We start from the raw sequence: 17,794 nt of genomic DNA on the forward strand, positions 1-17,794 counted from the left end.
TCAGGCCCAGCAAAACCAGCGCTGTTTTTTCTCCAGGGGCGTGTTGCGCAGAAACTCCGTGACGGGCTCCAGGTTGGTCAGCAGCGAGGTCAGGGTAAGTACTTCGCCGGTTTGCAGGTAGAGCTTCAGGTAGGTGTAGTTGCTCCAGAAAAGCCGCTCCGACTGACACGTAACCCGCTCTACCCGCGCAATGTCCTTCTTGCCAAACGGAATCCGAACCCGGCCTTCGTAGACTTCCAGCACGTTTTGCTTGGGGTCGAAAACGAGGGTAGTGTGCAGGTTGCGCGCGTAGTACTGGCTGTGCAGCACGAAGGCCGGCATGGAAAACCCCAGCACCACGGCGGCCAGGGCCGTGAGCAGAATCAGCTCGTAGCCCGAGAGTGTGCCGGCGTAAAAAAAGGTGCCCAGAAACGGCAAGCCCACGCCCAGGCACAGCAGGGGCCAAAACAGCAGGGCGAACTGCCGCAGAAACGTGGGACGATATACCCGGCTTTTGCGCGTGAAAAAACTGGTAATGACCCGCAGCCCAACAACCATCAGGGTAACGGCGGCGGCCGCCTCCAGCAGCGGCCGCAGAAAAGGCAACAGTTTCATGCGGCTAACTTAGCGCACCAAAATCCAGGGCTCCCCGGCCGCGTGCTCGCGCAGCCGACCAAAGGGCTCCAGCGCCAGGCCGTGCGCCGCAAATACGGCCTGCACCGCCGCCCGGCCCGCGGGCTCCACGCACACGAGCAAGCCGCCGGAAGTTTGTGGGTCGCAGAGCCACTGGCGCTGCTCCTCGGTAAGCTTCCCGATTTTGTGGCCATAGGAGTCCCAGTTCCGGATAGTACCACCAGGAATCGACTTTTGGGCGCGGTACTGCTCGGCCTCCGGTAGCAGGGGTACTTTGCTGAAGTCCACCTCAGCCGTCAGGTTACTACCCTCGCATACTTCGGAAAGGTGCCCGAGCAGCCCGAAACCCGTTACATCCGTCATGGCGCGCACGGCCGCCAGCTTGCCCAAGGGCTCCCCGATTTTGTTGAGCTGCATCATGCTTTGGGGCGCAATCTGCTCGTGCTCCGGCCGCAGGATGCCGCGCTTCTGGGCCGTAGTGAGCATACCTACCCCCAGCGGCTTGGTCAGGTATAGCTCGCAGCCGGCCGTGGCCGTATCGTTTTGCTTTAGGTTGCTGATGTCGAGCAGACCCGTAACGGCCAACCCGAAAATGGGCTCCGGCGAGTCGATGCTGTGGCCGCCGGCCAGCGGAATGCCCGCTTCGGCGCAAATGCTGCGGCTACCTTCAATGACGCGCCTAGCAACCTCGGGCGCCAGCTTATCAATGGGCCAGCCCAGCACGGCAATGGCCATGACGGGCCGCCCGCCCATGGCGTACACGTCGCTGATGGCGTTGGCCGAGGCAATGCGCCCAAAATCGTAGGCGTCATCGACGATGGGCATGAAAAAGTCAGTGGTGCTGATCAGGGCCTGCCCGCCCCCAATATCGTAGACGGCCGCGTCGTCGCGGGAGGAGTTGCCCACCAGCAACTTGTCGTTGTGGGGTTGCGGAATGCTGGTGTGCAGAATCTGGTCTAGCACCTTGGGGGCAATTTTGCAGCCGCAGCCCGCCCCGTGGCTGTATTGCGTCAGGCGAATGAGGTCGGTGGTTTCGGAGGCAGAGGACATAAGGTTGGTATGAGGCGCGTGATTAATAACTCCAGGCGGCTTGCTGTAAAACGACCCGGTACCCATCCGGGTCTTCGAAGGTAAGCCCGAGCTTGTCCCAGTACGGGTTATCGGCCGGAACCGATGGGTAGCCATGGGCTAGCAGCCGGTCAACGGCTGTTTGCCATTCCAGCCGGTCGGGCAGGTAAAAAACCAGCAGATGGTCCGTTGTTGGGGCCCGCCCAACAAGCTGCCCCGGCCGAGAAGTAAACTCAAGGTGGTAAGGTGCCTGCGGCTGCCCCAGCATTACCCCATCAAAGCCATTGTGGCCCGTAAATGAGCCCAGCTCCTGCAAACCTAGCCCGTCGCGGTAAAATCGTACGACGGCGGCCAGCTGATCGGTAGGGCGGGCCACGCGCAGCTTAGGCACCATGGGGGGCGGGCCGGAGGGTAGGCAGAAAACCGGCTTCCTGGGCGGCTCGCTGCACCAGGTCGGCATTCACGGCCGGGTCGCAGGTATCGGAAACTACTCGCACCAGTGGGCGGTCGGCCAGCCCGTGAGTATAGGTCCGGTCGTAGTAGTCGAGCACCAGGCTCACCATTTTTTCCATGTCGTCTTCGCCAATGGCGGCCAGGGCTTCTTTGGTCGCCAGGCCGCCCAGGCGCTTCCGGATGCGGAGGATGCTGGTGGCCAGGGCCGCCGGGTCGTGGCGGCCGTACTCCTCAGCCAGCTTGCGCACCCGTACGTCGCGGGGAATTTCCAGCAGAATCAGCGGGGCCGTGCGCAGTTGGGCGAACAGGGGGGGGGGCACGTGCATGCTGCCAATGGTGCGGCTTTCGTCCTCGACCCAAGTAGGAACCTGGGCCGGCAGGGTAGCCAGCACCGCCGCCAACTCATTCTCGAACTGCTCCTGAGTGGGCTGGGGCGGCTGCCCGATGCTGCCGAAAGCCGACCCCTTGTGGCTGGCCAGTCCTTCCAGATCGAGCACGGGCTGCTCAGCAGCGGCCAGGGCCTGCAGCACATCGGTCTTGCCCGAACCAGTCAGGCCGCCGAGTACTAGCAAGGACCGCGGCTGCCCGAACTCAGCCAGGGCCCAGTGCCGGTAGTCTTTGTACCCCTTGTTCAGCAGCTGAACCTGAAACCCGGCCAACTCCAGCAGCCACTGCACCGCTCCGCTGCGCATGCCCCCACGCCAGCAGTGCACGCGCACCTGCTTGTGGGGCGCAAGCTTTTGGGCCAGCCGAACCATGTGGCTCATGCGGGGACCGAAGAAGTCGAGGCCCAGCAGCACGGCCTTTTCCTGGCTCATCTGCTTATAGGTAGTACCAATGCGGGCCCGCTCCTCATCCGAAAACAGTGGAAAGCTCACGGCCCCGGGAATGTGGCCCTGGGCGTACTCCACCGGCGCGCGCACATCAAGAATAGGTGCTTCAGCTGGGCCTTGCAGGAAGTCGGACAGGGACAAACGGGGCATGGTATTGAATTAAAGCGGAAGAGTTACGCTGTGCCAGCAAAACCGAAAACAGCCAGTTGGCATTCCGCGCGGAGCGAAGAATCTGGATTAAGCCGCCGGAGCATAACCCGGATTCTTTGCTCCGCTCGGAAGGACAGTACAAAAGGTGTTTCTGCCGACACGGACCAGGAGTTGACCAGCGCGGCAGCGGGCAATGGGAAACAGATTAGGTTCTTCAAAGCCGCATTCGCACTCGTCCAGTGCTTATACCAACTGGCGCCGGTAGAGCTGAATGGTATTCTCCAGGCCCAAGTATAGCGCGTCGCAGATCAGGGCGTGACCGATGCTTACCTCCGCCAGGCCCGGCAGGTTCTGGTGCAGGTAGGCCAGGTTGTCAAGGTCCAGGTCGTGGCCGGCATTGAGGCCGAGGCCGAGTTGCCGGGCCGCTTCGGCCGCTTCGCGGTAAGGGCGAATAGCGGCTTCCCGGTCGGTGTGGTAGCGGCGGGCGTAGTCTTCGGTGTACAACTCAATCCGGTCGGTGCCCGTGCTGGCTGCCGCGTGCACTAGCTCCACTACGGGGTCCAGGAAGATGCTGACGCGGGCCCCGAAGCTCTTGAGCTCCGCTACCACATCCTGCAGATATTCCTGGTGCCGGACCGTATCCCAGCCGGCGTTGGAAGTAATGGCATCGGGCGCGTCCGGTACCAGCGTCACCTGCTCTGGGCGCACGGCGCGCACCAGGGCCAGAAAGTCTGGTGTGGGGTTGCCTTCCACGTTCAACTCCGTGGTAACCAGGGGCTTCAGGTCGTGCACATCCTGGTAGCGAATGTGACGCTCATCCGGCCGCGGGTGCACCGTAATTCCCTGGGCCCCAAACCGCTCACAGTCGCGGGCTACCTGCAGCAGGTCTGGGCGGTTGTGGCCGCGGGCGTTCCGCAGGGTGGCTATTTTATTTATGTTTACGCTGAGCTTCGTCATAATAGGGTAGGCTGGACGGGAAGTACGTGGTCAAAGATACAACCGCAAACAGCCCACCTCGCTTTCCGTTTCCGGTCATGCTGCTAACTCCAACGTTTCGTTACCGCCCCGCCCTGCTGTTTGGCGGGCTAAGCCTGACCCTGATTGGGGTAGAAATACTCATCATCCGCCGCCCCGACTTCAGCCTGCGCCCCGCGCTGCCAGCGGCAGTCTGCTTTGATTTGCTGACGATGCTTCCCCTACTGTTCTACTGGCAGGTGGTACGCCCCTACCAGTTGCCCAAGGGCACCGTAGTGGCTGCTTTCAGTGCGGCCGTAGCCTTGGCTTACGCCTTGCTGCCCAGCGCGCAGCAGCACTATTTGGGCTGGACCAGCTACGCACTAGCCGGCGCGGAAGTGCTAACGGCAGGGGTACTGTTGCTCAATCTAAGCCGTATCCGTCGCGCATTTAGCGGGCGACGAGCAACGGAGCCCGATTACCTAGAAGCGCTTACGGCTGCATTCAACACGGTACTCGGCCGGTCCTTAGCCCCCGTAGTAGCCGAAATAGGCATGCTGTATTACGCGCTGTGTAGCTGGCGCACTACCCCGGAAGCTAGGGCCACAGATCAGGCTTTCACGAATTACCAAGACTCCGGAACTACCGCGCTACTAGCTACGATAGGCTTATTATGGGTGCTGGAAATGGGAGCCGCGCACATGCTGTTAGCGCACTGGTGGCCGGCCCTGACCATGCCTGCCCTGGTTTTGCACGTATATGGCCTGCTTTTTCTGCTGGGTCACATCCGGGCTATCCGGCTGCGGCCAACCCTGCTTACAGGCCAGCAGCAGGTGGTAGTGCGGGTAGGGTTTCTCTGGCAGCTGCGGGTGCCATTATCGGCCGTAGCCGAGGTCCGTAGTATTTCGCAGTTGCCCGTGGTAGTGGGGCCTCAAATGCTAAACAGTGCCCGCTTCCTGCTCACACCGCCTAACGTGTGGATTTCGTTTACAGAGCCGATGACCCTAAGCGGGCCGTATGGAAGCCATCGGCAAGCTCAATACCTGGCCTTGTACTTAGATCAGCCCGCGGCCTTCATTACCGCCCTGACCAGCCGCATGGTACTGGCCAAAAACGCCTTTGCTACCCCCGTTGTCGGGAATAACCCGTAATCTTGCATCTTCCTTACCCTCCTTGCCATGGCTCTGAAAGAAATCATCGACGCTGATATTAAGAAGGCTATGCTGGCCAAAGACAAAGTTCGTCTGACGGCTCTGCGCAGCATTAAATCCCAGATTCTGCTGGCCGAAACGGCCGAAGGCCAGCACGGCGCGGCCCTCACGGCTGAGGCCGAAACCAAGCTGCTGACCAAGTCGGCTAAACAGCGCCGCGAAGCCGCCGAAATGTACCAGAAGCAGTTCCGCTCCGACCTGGAAGAAATTGAGCTGGCGGAGCTAGCCATCATCGAAGAATACCTGCCCCAGCAGCTGTCAGAGGCTGATCTGGTAGAAAAGCTCGTGGATATTATCCAGCGCGTAGGAGCCACCGGCCCGTCTGACTTGGGCAAGGTAATGGGCGTGGCAGCCCGTGAGCTAGCGGGTCAGGCCGATGGCCGCCAGATTTCGCAAGTAGTAAACAACCTGCTCAACAACACGAACCTGTAAGTGGTCTTGGGGGCTAGGGGTCTAGGATGAGGTTCTGCCAAACAAGAACTCTGTTGTAGATGTAGAGCCTCATCCAGGGCCCTAAGTCCTGGAGCCCTCCATCCTATGTCCGCCCTTGATATTCTGCTGCTTATCCCGCTTGGCATTGGCGCGGTGAAAGGTTACCGGCGCGGGTTGTTGCTGGAGGTAGCCTCGTTGCTGGCGCTGGTGCTGGGGGTAGTAGGTGGTTTGATGTTGCTCAGCGACGCCATTCCGCTGGTGCGCCACTATGTAGGCGAGGCGTTCGGGCTGCTGCCGCTGGTGTCGTTTGTGCTGGTGTTTGCGGCCATCGGCTGGGGCGTGCACCTGCTGAGTGGCGTGATCCGGACCGCCGTGCACCTGACCCCGCTAGGCGTGCTGGACAGCCTGGGCGGCGCGGTGAGTGGCATGTTAAAATGGGTGCTCGGCCTGAGCCTGCTGCTGCACGGAGTGGGTATGGCGGGTCTGCAGCTGATTTCGCCCCAACTCCTGGCCGATTCGCAGGTGCTGCCCGTTGTGCGGGAAGCTACGCCACTGGCCCTGAGCATTGTGGGCTTCGTATTACCCTTTGCCGGCTCTCTGCTGGATAAGCTGCGCGAAGTGTTTTAGGGCCATTCTGCACCGAATGTAGGCGGTGGGCGGAACTACTAGCCGGCTGCTTGGTTAGTACACCTACCCCTACCTTTGCCCATGCGTTTGTTGCTGCTCGATAACTTCGACTCCTTCACTTATAACCTGCTGGATTACCTGCGGCAGCTGGGCTGTGAGGTGCTGGTACGGCGTAACAACGTGCCCCTGGCGGAGTTGCAAGCCCTTTCTTTCGATGGTATCGTCTTGTCGCCGGGACCGGGCACTCCGGCCGCGGCGGGCGTAATGCCGGCCGTCATCGAGGCCTATCACCAGCAGCTGCCCATGCTCGGAGTGTGTTTGGGCCACCAGGCGCTCGGCGAGTTTTTCGGGGCTCAGGTAAGCCGGGCGGCCCGGCCCATGCACGGCAAAGTATCGGAGGTAGCGTGGCTGGCCCCAAGCCCGCTGAGCGCCGGGCTCCCGCTCCGGATGCCCGTTACGCGCTACCATTCCCTCGTACTAGACCAGCTGCCCCCGTCGTTGGAGGCGCTGGCCCGTACTACTACCACCGAGCAGGAAATTATGGCCCTGCGCCACCGTACACTGCCTTTGTACGGGGTGCAGTTTCATCCGGAAGCTCTCCTAACGCCCAATGGTCTGGCCCTGCTAGGCAATTGGGTCAAGAATTGTATCATTGCACAACCTGCCCCGGCGTCCTGAGCCCGGCACTATATTCCCTGAGAAGATGGCGTTGCAGATCAAGGAAAAGAATGGATTTCATTACGTAGACGAAGGCACCGGTGAAGTGCTGCTGCTGCTGCATGGCCTGTTTGGAGCCCTGAGCAACTGGCAAGACGTAGTAGCCGAGTTTAGCACCCAGTACCGCGTAGTAATTCCGCTTCTGCCGATTTACGACATGCCGCTTACCAAGGCGGGTGTGCCCGGCCTGGTAAGCTTTGTCGAGGATTTTCTGGCAGAAGTAAATTTGCCCGAGCCCTGCACGGTGCTGGGCAACTCCCTCGGCGGACATATTGCCCTGGTATACACCCTGCGCAACACTGGCCGCGTGAGCCGGCTGGTCTTGACGGGAAGCAGCGGCCTGTTCGAGGACAGCATGGGCGGCTCGTTTCCCAAGCGCGGTAACTATGCCTACGTGCAGGAGCGGGTGGGATATACCTTCTATGACCCCGCCATTGCTACCCAAGAACTGGTTGATGAAGTGTTCAGCGTAACCAACTCCAACGCGAAATGCTTGCGCATCATCAGCATTGCCCGCTCGGCTCAGCGGCATAATCTGGCCAAGGAGCTGCAGCACATTCGCGTGCCTACCCTGCTGGTCTGGGGGCTGAACGATACGATAACGCCGCCGGTAGTAGCGCACGAGTTCAACCGCTTGATTCGCGGCTCTGAGCTGCGCTTCCTGGACCACTGCGGTCACGCTCCCATGATGGAGCGGCCGGACGCCTTCAACCAGCTACTGCACCAATTTTTAGCTCGTACTGCTGTTCCAGTAGCTCGGTAAGGGAGCTTTCGCCAACTAAATGCAACTGTTAGTCTGGTAGTACCGCTCTTTTAGCCAGCCGCGTACGTATGTATGGCTGGAATCCTTTTCTTTGGTAGTGTCCTCTACCTATATCTCCGTTCCTAGTTCCATCCCATGAACTCCATTATCGCTGAGGATTTACTGAATCAGATGATTCCGCCCCTGAAGGTGACGGACTCTATGGAAAAGGCGGCCCGTTGGCTAGAGGAATTTCACGTGGGCCAACTGCCCGTGCTCGATAATCGGCTGTACCTCGGGCTAGTAACCGAATCGGACCTAATGGACCAGGATGCCGACAAGCAGCTGCTCAGTGATATTGCTCTCAACTATGCCGATGTGCACGTCCAGCGCGACCAGCACTTCTATAACATCATTGAGCTAGCCGTTCAAAACAAGGTGCAGCTAGTACCCGTGCTCGATGAGCAGCGGGAATACCTAGGAGTAGTAACCGTGAGCGACACACTGGCAGCCTTTGGCAAAGTGCCGGTGGCCAGCAACCAGCAGGGCATTATTGTGCTGGCCATGGAGGAGCGGGACTACTCGCTGACTCAGATCAGCCGGTATGTAGAGGAGAATAACGCCAAAATCATCAGCGCCCACGTAGCCCAGGATGAGCACGACCCGTACCGGATTCGGCTTACTCTAAAACTAAACACGCCTAACATTACCCGCATTATTGCTACCCTGGAGCGGTTTGGCTATTCCATTACGGCCCAGTTCAGCGGTACGGAGGAAGTAAGTGAAGACGAGCAGCAGCGCTACGATGCCCTGCTGCGTTACCTGAACATCTGAGCAGGTAGGAGAGGTGCTGGCTATTGTATTGACGTTGCTGCTGGGCCTGCTGCCGTCGGCCCCGACTGCCACGCCAGTCGCCTGCTCTTCCGCAGTCCTTCCCGACTCCCTGCGCCGCGCGGCAACCGACAGCTTGGTTAGCGTGCAGTGTCCCGGCTACCCCACCTTGCGGGTTGCCAGCGTACTGTTCGTCGGCAATAACGTAACCAAGGAGCCGGTACTGCGGGCCGAACTAGACTTCCAGGAGGGAGACACCTTGCGGGCTGCTACTTTCGGCAAAAGATTAGAAGCCAACCGCCGCCGCGTGTTTAATCTGCAGCTTTTCCATCAAGTGTTGGTGCAGGCGGTCTGCCGTGATGGCGAAGTTACCATCCTCTATAGTGTGCAAGAGCGGTGGTATACCTTTCCCGTACCCATCTTTTCCCTCGCCGACCGAAACTTCCGCTCCTGGCTCGACCGCTCGGACCGCTGGCAGCGCGTTGACTATGGTCTGCATCTGGTACGCCGTAACTTCCGGGGCCGCAACGAGCAGCTGCTGGGTAACGTGCAGTTAGGATTCAACCGCAAGTATGAGGTGTTTTACGAAGCTCCGGGCTACGGCCGGCGCCGCCGAGTTGGGCTGGGAGCAGGGCTTTCCTATTACCGCAGCCACTCCCTAGATTACGCTACTGTGCGGGACAGGCTCGTCAATCTGCGGCAGGAGAATGACTTTCCCATTGAGCGGCAATACGCCAGCCTGGGGTTGCGCTGGCGTCGGACCGTGCAGCACCTCACGGCCCTGGATGTATCCTACCACCGCGAGCAGGTTTCCGACTCAGTCCTTTACTACAACCCATCCTACTACTTGCACGGAGCCCGTCGGGAATACCTAGAGCTTGGGTTAGTCAGTACTCTGAATCAGCGCAACACGTTTGCCTACCCGCTAACCGGGCAGTACGCTCAACTCGCCCTGACCTACCGCACGTTCCTTACGCCGGGCATCGCGGATATACTCACGCTACGGGGGCGCTACGCCCGCTACCTGGCCTTGGGCGGCTCATTTTATTACAGCATCGGAACGGCCGCGCAGGTGCGTCTGGCTCGGTCTGTTGGCTACGCCGATAACCGAGCATTTGGGTATGATGTCTTAGTGCGGGGCTATGATGCCTACGTAATAGACGGCCGCCACTACGGCCTCGTGCAGCAAGGGCTTACCTATCGGTTGCTCGATGTAGGACAGCTTCGGCTCAATGGGGTGCGCACTACTAAGTTCAACACCATCCCCCTCGTGTTTTATTTGAATACTTTTGCCGATGTAGGCTATGTGCGGACGCCTGTGCCGCGGCCCACGAATCGGTTACCCAATAAGTTGCTGGCTTCCACCGGCGTCGCCTTGCACTTAGTCACGTACTACGATTGGGTGTTCACGCTGGAATACGCCCGGACCCGGGAGCGGGAGGGAGGCTTCTTTTTCCGCACGCAGTTTCCCATCTGATCTTCCTACCGATGAGAAGTCAGGTTAAGCTTTTGTTATGAAAATTGCCATTCTAGGTAAGCCGTTCAGTGAGGAGCTAACGCCTTTCATGCGCGAAATGGTGGAAGAGCTAACGCGTCGCCAGGCCGAAGTATGCGTGCTGGAGTCGTTTCACGCCTACCTCAGCGAGCGGGTTAACCTGCCCAGCAGCATCACCACGTTCCGCCGCGGCGACTCCCTGCAGGGCATGCGGTTCGTGCTTAGCATTGGGGGCGACGGTACCCTGCTGGATACCGTTACCTACGTCGGGGCCCTGCAAATCCCGATTTTAGGCATCAATACCGGCCGGCTAGGATTTTTGGCTACCATTTCTCCCGATAAAATTGGCCCCGCGCTGGACTCTTTGTTCAAAGGGCACTTCGTGCTGGAAGACCGGAGCCTGATTCGGGTGGACACGGACCCGGATACGTTTGGTGCTATCAACTTCGGCCTCAACGAGTTCAGTATCCTAAAGCGGGACACCTCCTCCATGATTGTGGTGCACACTTACATCGATGGGGAATACCTGAACTCCTATTGGGCAGATGGCCTGATTGTCGCTACCCCCACCGGCTCCACCGGGTATTCCTTGAGCTGCGGCGGGCCAGTTATGCTGCCGCAAACAAACAATTTTATTATTGCGCCCGTATGTCCCCACAATCTGAACGTACGGCCCTTAATTGTATCGGATCGGAGTGTGATTTCCTTTGAAATCGAAGGCCGAAGCAACAATTTTTTGCTTTCGCTCGACTCCCGCTCCGAAACCGTTGAAGCCGGAATTCAGATTGCTGTTCGCCGAGAAAACTTTAATGCTCGCCTGGTAAAGCTTAACCATGTTAACTTCCTGAGTACCTTGCGCAATAAATTGAACTGGGGTTTGGACCGTCGGAACCCTGCTGGGATACCTATTTAAGCATAGAGATTTTCCGCTAATAATTTTTAAAGTTCCCGCCATCCTCTACTTTTGTCGCTGACTGCGACCATGCTTGTACAATTTCCGCATTCTTGAACTTGAATATTTTCTAACCTTCGCTTAATATGAAGCAACTCTTCACCTACACTACGGCCTTGCTGCTAGTCCTCGCACTGGTAGCGACGGAAGCAAGTGCGCAGCAATTCAGCAAGCGGAAGCAGTACAACTCCGTGGGCGTGAGCCTGAATGCCATGAACTACTTCGGGGATATTACCCCTAAGCCTAGCATTCCTAGCTTCCGTGCCGGCGCTACTCGCCCTAACCTTGGTCTGACGTTCACTCGTCGTTTCTCCCCGCGCCTCTCGGGCCGCGCCTCGTTGGCCTACGGCCGTATCACCGGTGACGACTCGAAAGCTGCCGATCAGAACGACGGTGATGCCAAGTACCGCTTCAACCGCAACATGAACTTCCGCAACGACATTCTGGAGTTTGCAGCGGTAGGCATGTTCGATCTGATCGAGAACCGTAACAACTACATCAAGCGTCCTGACTTCGTGCCGTATGTGTTTGGTGGTGTTGGCGTAATCCGTCATAATCCGAAAGGTTTGGATGCCGATGGCAATTATGTTGCTCTGCAAGCGTTGAGAACTGAAGGACAGTCGGAAGGCTATTCCTTGGGTCAATTCGTTATTCCTTTCGGTGCCGGCGCTCGTTACAAGCTGAACAAGCAGTTCGACATCGGTCTGGAGCTAGGCTTCCGTAAAACGTTTACTGATTACCTTGACGACGTAAGCGGCAACTACGTAGCTAACCGGGCTGCTCTTTCTTCCCCTGCGGCTCAATACTTCGGTTGGGATATCACGAAAGAGGTTCCTGGCACGTACACCGAGGCAATTCAAGGTGGCCAAATGCGTGGCAAAAGCTCTGAAAAGGACTGGTACACCACTTTGGGCGTGTCAGTAAACTATATCCTTGCTCCCCGAGTAAGAAGCCCCAAATTCCGATAGCCAGTAAACTGGCTGTCACTTTTCACCAACAGCCAGTCTAATGACCCAGTCGAAGCTCTTTAAAACACTCCTTACGGGCGTATTGCCGGTAGGGAGTGTTTTTTTTGCCTACGCGGCAACTGCCCAAAATACCAGCGAAATAGGAGTAGGGTTGGGTGGTTTAACCTACAAAGGTGAATTGTCGCCCCACTATCAGTTCCGCAACAACCGCCCCGCGCTGACTGCTTTCTACCGCAAAGACGTTTCAGCTCCTATAACGTTACGAGCGGGGTTTACTGCCGGCTTGCTGCGGGCGGACGATGGTAATGTGCGAGGGGTTAACAGAAGAGTAGCCCCATTAGCCGAGTACCGCAACGCCAACATGAAGGGTAGTTTGCTGGAAGCATCTGGGGTAGTAGAATATAATTTCTTTGACTACCACGACCGGCACGACAAAGTCCACTTCACCCCGTACGTGTTCGTTGGGCTGGCCGGGTTTTACGCCAGTACCCAAACGGCTAGCAGCACCAACCCGCAGCTTGACCGCAAGGCCGGTATGCTTAACGTAGCTATTCCGGCGGGCCTGGGCTTCAAGTATGCGCTTTCGGATCACTGGAACTTGGGCTTAGAAGCTGGAGCGCGCAAAACCTTTACGGATGAGCTGGATCACATCAATGGTAAATCCCGTGGGCAAGATGATCGTATAGGCAACCCGCACGATCAGGACTGGTACTTCTACAATGGCCTGAGCATTTCCTATACCTTCTACAAGATTCGTTGCCCTGACCCCAGCCAGGAAAAGGGTAAGAAGGACTAACCACGGGCCGCTCGGCAATCGGCTAGTAATATTCATACGAACAGCCCCCGACATACTAGATGCCGGGGGCTGTTCGTATGAAAGCCCTTGAGCACAACTTGTTATTGAACAGAGGCGAATGCAACCATTTGCGTAACTTGCAGCCTCTTTACGTAAAAAGTACTGATGGCCGTCCGGTCCGAGATAGATTCCCAGAATATACCCGCTCACGTAGCCGTCATCATGGATGGTAATGGCCGCTGGGCCAAGCAGAAGGGGGGCTTACGCATTTTCGGGCACCAGAGCGCCATTACGGCCGTGCGCGAAACAGTAGAGGCGGCCGCGGAAGCAGGGGTGCGCTACTTAACCCTATACGCCTTCTCGACCGAAAACTGGTCGCGGCCGGCGCACGAGGTAATGGCGCTCATGCAGTTGCTAGTCCACACTATTCGGCAGGAAACTCCTACGCTGCTGAAGAACGGCATCCGCCTGCAGGCAATTGGGCAGATTGAGAATTTGCCTAATTCCTGCCAAAAGGAATTGGCCGAGGCCATTGAACTGACCAAGGACGGCTCCCGGACTACCTTGCTTCTGGCCTTGAGCTACAGCGGACGGTGGGACCTGACACAGGCCGCACGGCGCATGGCGCAAGAAGTAGCCGCTGGTCGGCTGCAGCCGGAGCAAATTACAGAGCAAACGGTGGCTAGCTTTCTTTCGACAGCCGGCATTCCGGATCCTGAGTTGCTGATTCGCACCAGTGGCGAGCAGCGCATTAGTAACTTTTTGTTGTGGCAGCTGGCCTATACGGAACTGTTTATCACCGATTTGCTGTGGCCTGATTTCCGGCGGGAGCATTTTTACGATGCGCTGCGGGCCTACCAGCAGCGCGAACGTCGGTTCGGAAAAACCAGTGAGCAGCTAACCGTTTCGTAATTACAGAACATGAGTTCTTCCTACCATAAACTTATTCCGGCTGCCGCGCTGGCTTTATCTCTGGGTGCAGTACCCGTAAGCACAGCGGTTGCCCAAATCCAGGCTCCGGCTGCTTCGGCCGGCGAGCAGCCCCAGCGCTATACCCTGGGTGGTATTACCGTGAGCGGTGCCCGCTACCTGGACCCTAATACGCTAATTGGCCTGACTGGGTTGAAGATAGGGGACCCGATTACGATTCCGGGTGAAGAAATTGGCAAAGCTATCCGTCGGCTCTGGGACCAAGGAATTCTGGGCGACGTGAGCGTGAGCATTGCGCGCACGGAGGGCAGCCGCATCTTTCTTGATTTTAACCTAAAGGAGCGGCCGCGGCTGTCCAAGTTTGAGTTTTCGGGCATCGGCAAAAGCCAAGCTGATGAACTCAAAAACAAGATCAAACTGATCCGTGGCAAGGTGGTAACGGATGCGTTGCTGAGCAACACCCGCACCCAGGTCCGGAAGTTCTATACCAACAAAGGCTTTCTGGACAGCAAGGTTACCATTACCCAGGTACCGGATTCCTCCCTGTCCAACAGCGTTGTATTGAATATTAAAGTTGATAAGGGCTCGAAAGTCAAAATCAATGATATTCAATTTGAGGGCAACACGGCCTTTACCGATGGCAAGCTGAAGGGAAAACTCAAAAAAACCAAGGAGAAGAAGTTTCCCAAGCTCTTCAACTCCGGTAAGTTTCAGAGCAAGGAGTTTGAGGAGGATAAAACCAAGCTGTTGGAATTCTATAACAGCGAAGGCTACCGCGACGCCGTAGTGGTTTCCGATACGCTGGAGCGGGTAGGCGACGCCCTGCGTCTCACCATCAAAGTGGATGAGGGGCCCAAGTACTACTTCCGCAATATCACCTGGAAGGGCAACTACCTCTACGACGACAAGACACTGGCCTCGGTACTGGGCATCAAGGAAGGTAGCGTGTACAGCAAAGAGACGCTGGATAAACGCCTGAACTACAACCCCACGGGCCAGGATGTTACCTCGCTCTACATGAACGATGGCTACCTGTTCTTTCAGATTGAGCCGGTAGAAACCAAAGTAGAAGGCGACTCAATTGATATTGAGATGCGCCTTACGGAGGGCGTGCAAGCGCGCATTAAGGACGTGAACATTGCCGGAAACACAAAAACTTCCGACCACGTAGTGCGCCGCTCCCTCTACACGCTGCCCGGCGACAAATTCAGCCGGGAACAGCTCATCCGCAGCCAGCGCGAAATAGCTACCCTGGGCTATTTTGACCCGGAAAAGATTGGCTTGAACCCTGTGCCTAACCAGGCCGACGGCACGGTAGACATCAACTATACGGTGGAGGAAAAGCCTTCCGACCAGATTACCCTCTCAGGTGGCTGGGGCGGTTACGCTGGCTTTATCGGGACCGTAGGGCTGGTTTTCAACAACTTCTCCCTGCGCAAAGCCGGTACCTTGCGCAACTGGACGCCAGTGCCGGCCGGTGACGGCCAGCGCCTGTCGCTGAACGTGCAGGCCAACGGCTTGCAGTACCAAGCCTATTCCTTCTCGTTTACCGAGCCGTGGTTGGGTGGCCGCAAGCCCAACTCCCTCTCCGTAAGCCTGACTAAAACCATCTACCGGTTAGGAACCAGCTTCGATGCCGAAACGGGTAGCTTCCTCAAAACAAACGGGGCCAGTGTAAGCCTGGGCCGCCGTTTGCGCTGGCCCGATGACTATTTTACGCTGAGCAATGCCTTGTCCATTACCCAGTACAAGCTGAACAACTACACGGCGTTAGGCTCTGAGTTCTTCCCGAACGGTACGGGTAACGCAAACAACATCACGTTTAACACGACCCTTTCCCGAAACAGCATCGACAACCCCACCTTCACGCGCCGGGGCTCTTCGCTGGCGCTGAGCGTGAACCTGACGCCGCCTTACTCCTTGTTCCCGGGTTCCAGCCCCAGTGTAGGTGAGTGGGTAGAGTTTCACAAGTGGATGTTTGACGCCTCTTGGTTTTCGCCGGTGGTAGGCAAGCTGGTTCTCAATACCCGCGCCCACTTCGGCTTCATTGGTACCTACAACAGCAGCCGCCCAATCGGGCCCTTTGAGCGCTTCAAACTAGGGGGCTCGGGTCTGGGCTACGGTGGGTCCGCAAACTTCATAGCTGGCACCGAATACATTGGCCTGAGAGGCTACGCCGATCCGGGGGATGCCAGTACTTCTCCTTTGCCGACTTCCATAAGCGGGGTAAATGGCTCTAGTGGGGGCGTGGTATATAATAAGTTCGTTATGGAAATGCGTTATCCGGTTAGCCTGAACCCGGCCGCTACCGTGTACGTGCTCAGCTTTGCGGAAGCCGGCAATGCTTTTGAACGCTATTCTGAGTACAACCCTTATAAGTTGTACCGCTCGGCTGGGGTAGGGGCCCGCATCTTCATGTCGGCATTTGGTTTGCTAGGCTTCGACTACGGTTGGGGCTTCGACAAAGTGCCGATTTATACTCCCGGTCAGAAGCAGGATAAGGGCATGTTCCACTTCATCATCGGCCAGCAGCTCCGCTAAGCCCGGCGGCGCGGCCGTCAACACTTCATCTTATTTTACCATATGAACAAGATGTTTTCGTGGGTAGCGGCCCTCGCACTCCTGTTGGTCGGGTCCTTGCCTCAAACAGCGCTGGCTCAGAAATTCGGCTATGTCGACTCCGAGTTTATCATGGGCAAGATGCCGGCCTACGCGCAGGCTCAGCAGGAACTCAATACGCTTTCCGCTAACTGGCAGAAAGATATCGAGACGCAAAAAAAGGACCTGGATAAGCTTTATCGGAATTATCAGGCCGAAGAAGTCGTTCTAACTGAGCCGATGAAGAAGAAGCGCCAGGACGAGATTCTGAAGAAGGAGCAGGACATTAAGGCTTACTCCAACAAGATCTTCGGTTTCGAGGGGCAGCTCTTCAAAAAGCGGCAGGAGCTTACCAAACCGGTACAAGACCAAGTATTTGAGGCCATTGAGAAGGTAGCGAAGAAGAAACAGCTCGCTATTGTGTTCGATAAATCCGGTGACCTGACTATGCTCTATACCAACCCAGTGCACGATTACACGGAGTTTGTGATGGAGGAACTAGGTCTGGCTTCGGAGGAACGGAATCAGCCCGGCCAGAAAGGCGCCGTGCGGTCAGTAACCACGCCGCAGGCTCCGGCGGGCGAGGCTGCGGTGGAGGAAGAACCCGCTGCTACTCGGCCCAAACAGCCGACCCGAGCTACTACACGGCCGGCAACCCGAAAAAATTAACTTTGCGCATCTAACTCTCTGACACTTCTCTTTTTAATGACCACCATGAACAAATTCCGCGTTGCACTGGCTGCTGCCGCCCTTACCTTCACTACGGCTACGGCTTCGATGGCACAGACGGCCGCACCGCTGAAGATCGGTTACACCAGCGTTCAGTACGTACTGAGCCAGATGCCCGAGAGCAAGCAGATTGAGTCCCAGTTGAAGGACTACAGCACCCAGCTCAAGAGCCAGCTGGATGCCAAAAGCACGGAGTTCCGCACCAAGGTAGAGGCCTACCAGAAAGGTGGCGCTACCATGACGGATGTAGTAAAGGCCGATAAGGAAAAGGAGTTGCAGAACCTGCAGCAGTCGATTCAGGAGTTTCAGCAGAATGCCGAAGTATCGTTGCAGCAAAAGCAGCAGACTCTACTGAAGCCAGCTTTGGACAAGCTCCAGAAGAACATTGACGCCGTAGCTGACGAGAACGGTTACACCTACATTCTGAACTCCGATGGGGACAGCCCCCTGCTGTTGCACGGCCCGAAGGATGGGGATGTATCGGACCTGATTTTGAAGAAAATGGGGATTACCCCTGGTGCTGCGGCGGCGGCTCCGAAAGTAGCTTCGCCGGCTGCTGCTTCTACCCAGGCGGCGGCTCCCACTGCTACCAAGACGAAAACCAAGACGAAGAAGTAAGGCGTATCAGGCCTGTACTTCACTGGCTTACCAACAACACCGCCGGGGCTTCTGCTTCGGCGGTGTTGTTATATGGCT

The 17,794-nt window shown here is 57.3% G+C and carries 19 protein-coding genes; 14 read left to right on the plus strand and 5 right to left on the minus strand.

The window, feature by feature from the left end:
• From IEW18_RS11435 to IEW18_RS11455, 5 genes are all read right to left on the minus strand, one after another.
• Positions 1-594, minus strand: coding sequence for a PH domain-containing protein (locus IEW18_RS11435; RefSeq protein ID WP_188557980.1), 594 nt, complete (start codon positions 592-594; stop codon positions 1-3).
• Between the two features lie 9 nt (positions 595-603).
• The gene (gene selD, locus IEW18_RS11440) at positions 604-1,662 is read right to left on the minus strand and encodes a selenide, water dikinase SelD (RefSeq protein ID WP_188557981.1); all 1,059 of its coding nucleotides are present in this window, start codon (positions 1,660-1,662) and stop codon (positions 604-606) included.
• Between the two features lie 22 nt (positions 1,663-1,684).
• A complete protein-coding gene (locus tag IEW18_RS11445; RefSeq protein ID WP_188557982.1) occupies positions 1,685-2,074 on the minus strand; it encodes a VOC family protein in 390 nt (129 codons plus the stop codon).
• Positions 2,064-3,116, minus strand: a complete 1,053-nt coding sequence (mnmH, locus tag IEW18_RS11450) for a tRNA 2-selenouridine(34) synthase MnmH (protein WP_188557983.1) — start codon at positions 3,114-3,116, stop codon at positions 2,064-2,066. The genes IEW18_RS11445 and mnmH overlap by 11 nt, the downstream gene beginning before the upstream one ends.
• A 243-nt stretch (positions 3,117-3,359) precedes the next feature.
• A complete protein-coding gene (locus IEW18_RS11455) occupies positions 3,360-4,073 on the minus strand; it encodes a pyridoxine 5'-phosphate synthase (protein ID WP_188557984.1) in 714 nt (237 codons plus the stop codon).
• Positions 4,074-4,150: 77 nt separating this feature from the next.
• Between IEW18_RS11455 and IEW18_RS11460 the strand changes: the two genes are divergently transcribed.
• The 14 genes from IEW18_RS11460 to IEW18_RS11525 all read left to right on the plus strand — a co-directional run bounded on the left by IEW18_RS11460 (position 4,151) and on the right by IEW18_RS11525 (position 17,716).
• The gene (locus IEW18_RS11460) at positions 4,151-5,221 is read left to right on the plus strand and encodes a hypothetical protein (RefSeq protein ID WP_188557985.1); all 1,071 of its coding nucleotides are present in this window, start codon (positions 4,151-4,153) and stop codon (positions 5,219-5,221) included.
• A gap of 27 nt (positions 5,222-5,248) precedes the next feature.
• Complete coding sequence (locus tag IEW18_RS11465) at positions 5,249-5,713, plus strand: GatB/YqeY domain-containing protein (protein ID WP_188557986.1); 465 nt, start codon at positions 5,249-5,251, stop codon at positions 5,711-5,713.
• Positions 5,714-5,818: 105 nt separating this feature from the next.
• Entirely contained in the window at positions 5,819-6,340 is a 522-nt protein-coding gene (locus IEW18_RS11470) for a CvpA family protein (protein WP_188557987.1), read from the plus strand.
• An 81-nt stretch (positions 6,341-6,421) separates the two neighbouring features.
• A complete protein-coding gene (locus tag IEW18_RS11475; protein WP_188557988.1) occupies positions 6,422-7,018 on the plus strand; it encodes an anthranilate synthase component II in 597 nt (198 codons plus the stop codon).
• 25 nt (positions 7,019-7,043) lie between these two features.
• Entirely contained in the window at positions 7,044-7,820 is a 777-nt protein-coding gene (locus tag IEW18_RS11480) for an alpha/beta fold hydrolase (RefSeq protein WP_188557989.1), read from the plus strand.
• A 135-nt stretch (positions 7,821-7,955) separates the two neighbouring features.
• A complete protein-coding gene (locus tag IEW18_RS11485) occupies positions 7,956-8,633 on the plus strand; it encodes a CBS domain-containing protein (RefSeq protein WP_188557990.1) in 678 nt (225 codons plus the stop codon).
• A 13-nt stretch (positions 8,634-8,646) separates the two neighbouring features.
• Positions 8,647-10,107, plus strand: a complete 1,461-nt coding sequence (locus IEW18_RS11490; protein WP_188557991.1) for a POTRA domain-containing protein — start codon at positions 8,647-8,649, stop codon at positions 10,105-10,107.
• A gap of 37 nt (positions 10,108-10,144) precedes the next feature.
• On the plus strand, positions 10,145-11,038 hold the full coding sequence (locus IEW18_RS11495; protein ID WP_188557992.1) for an NAD kinase: 894 nt from the start codon (positions 10,145-10,147) through the stop codon (positions 11,036-11,038).
• 125 nt (positions 11,039-11,163) lie between these two features.
• Positions 11,164-12,045 (plus strand): DUF6089 family protein, encoded by an 882-nt coding sequence (locus IEW18_RS11500; protein WP_188557993.1) that lies wholly within the window; start codon positions 11,164-11,166, stop codon positions 12,043-12,045.
• A gap of 40 nt (positions 12,046-12,085) precedes the next feature.
• On the plus strand, positions 12,086-12,841 hold the full coding sequence (porG, locus tag IEW18_RS11505) for a type IX secretion system protein PorG (RefSeq protein ID WP_188557994.1): 756 nt from the start codon (positions 12,086-12,088) through the stop codon (positions 12,839-12,841).
• A 165-nt stretch (positions 12,842-13,006) separates the two neighbouring features.
• Positions 13,007-13,753 (plus strand): undecaprenyl pyrophosphate synthase, encoded by a 747-nt coding sequence (gene uppS, locus IEW18_RS11510; RefSeq protein WP_188557995.1) that lies wholly within the window; start codon positions 13,007-13,009, stop codon positions 13,751-13,753.
• Between the two features lie 9 nt (positions 13,754-13,762).
• The gene (bamA, locus tag IEW18_RS11515; RefSeq protein ID WP_188557996.1) at positions 13,763-16,312 is read left to right on the plus strand and encodes an outer membrane protein assembly factor BamA; all 2,550 of its coding nucleotides are present in this window, start codon (positions 13,763-13,765) and stop codon (positions 16,310-16,312) included.
• Positions 16,313-16,354: 42 nt separating this feature from the next.
• The gene (locus IEW18_RS11520; protein ID WP_188557997.1) at positions 16,355-17,038 is read left to right on the plus strand and encodes an OmpH/Skp family outer membrane protein; all 684 of its coding nucleotides are present in this window, start codon (positions 16,355-16,357) and stop codon (positions 17,036-17,038) included.
• A 45-nt stretch (positions 17,039-17,083) separates the two neighbouring features.
• On the plus strand, positions 17,084-17,716 hold the full coding sequence (locus IEW18_RS11525; RefSeq protein WP_229728708.1) for an OmpH/Skp family outer membrane protein: 633 nt from the start codon (positions 17,084-17,086) through the stop codon (positions 17,714-17,716).
• Positions 17,717-17,794: the final 78 nt, after the last annotated feature.

Origin of the sequence: Hymenobacter glacieicola (genome assembly GCF_014640315.1) — a bacterium.
Lineage (GTDB): Bacteria > Bacteroidota > Bacteroidia > Cytophagales > Hymenobacteraceae > Hymenobacter > Hymenobacter glacieicola.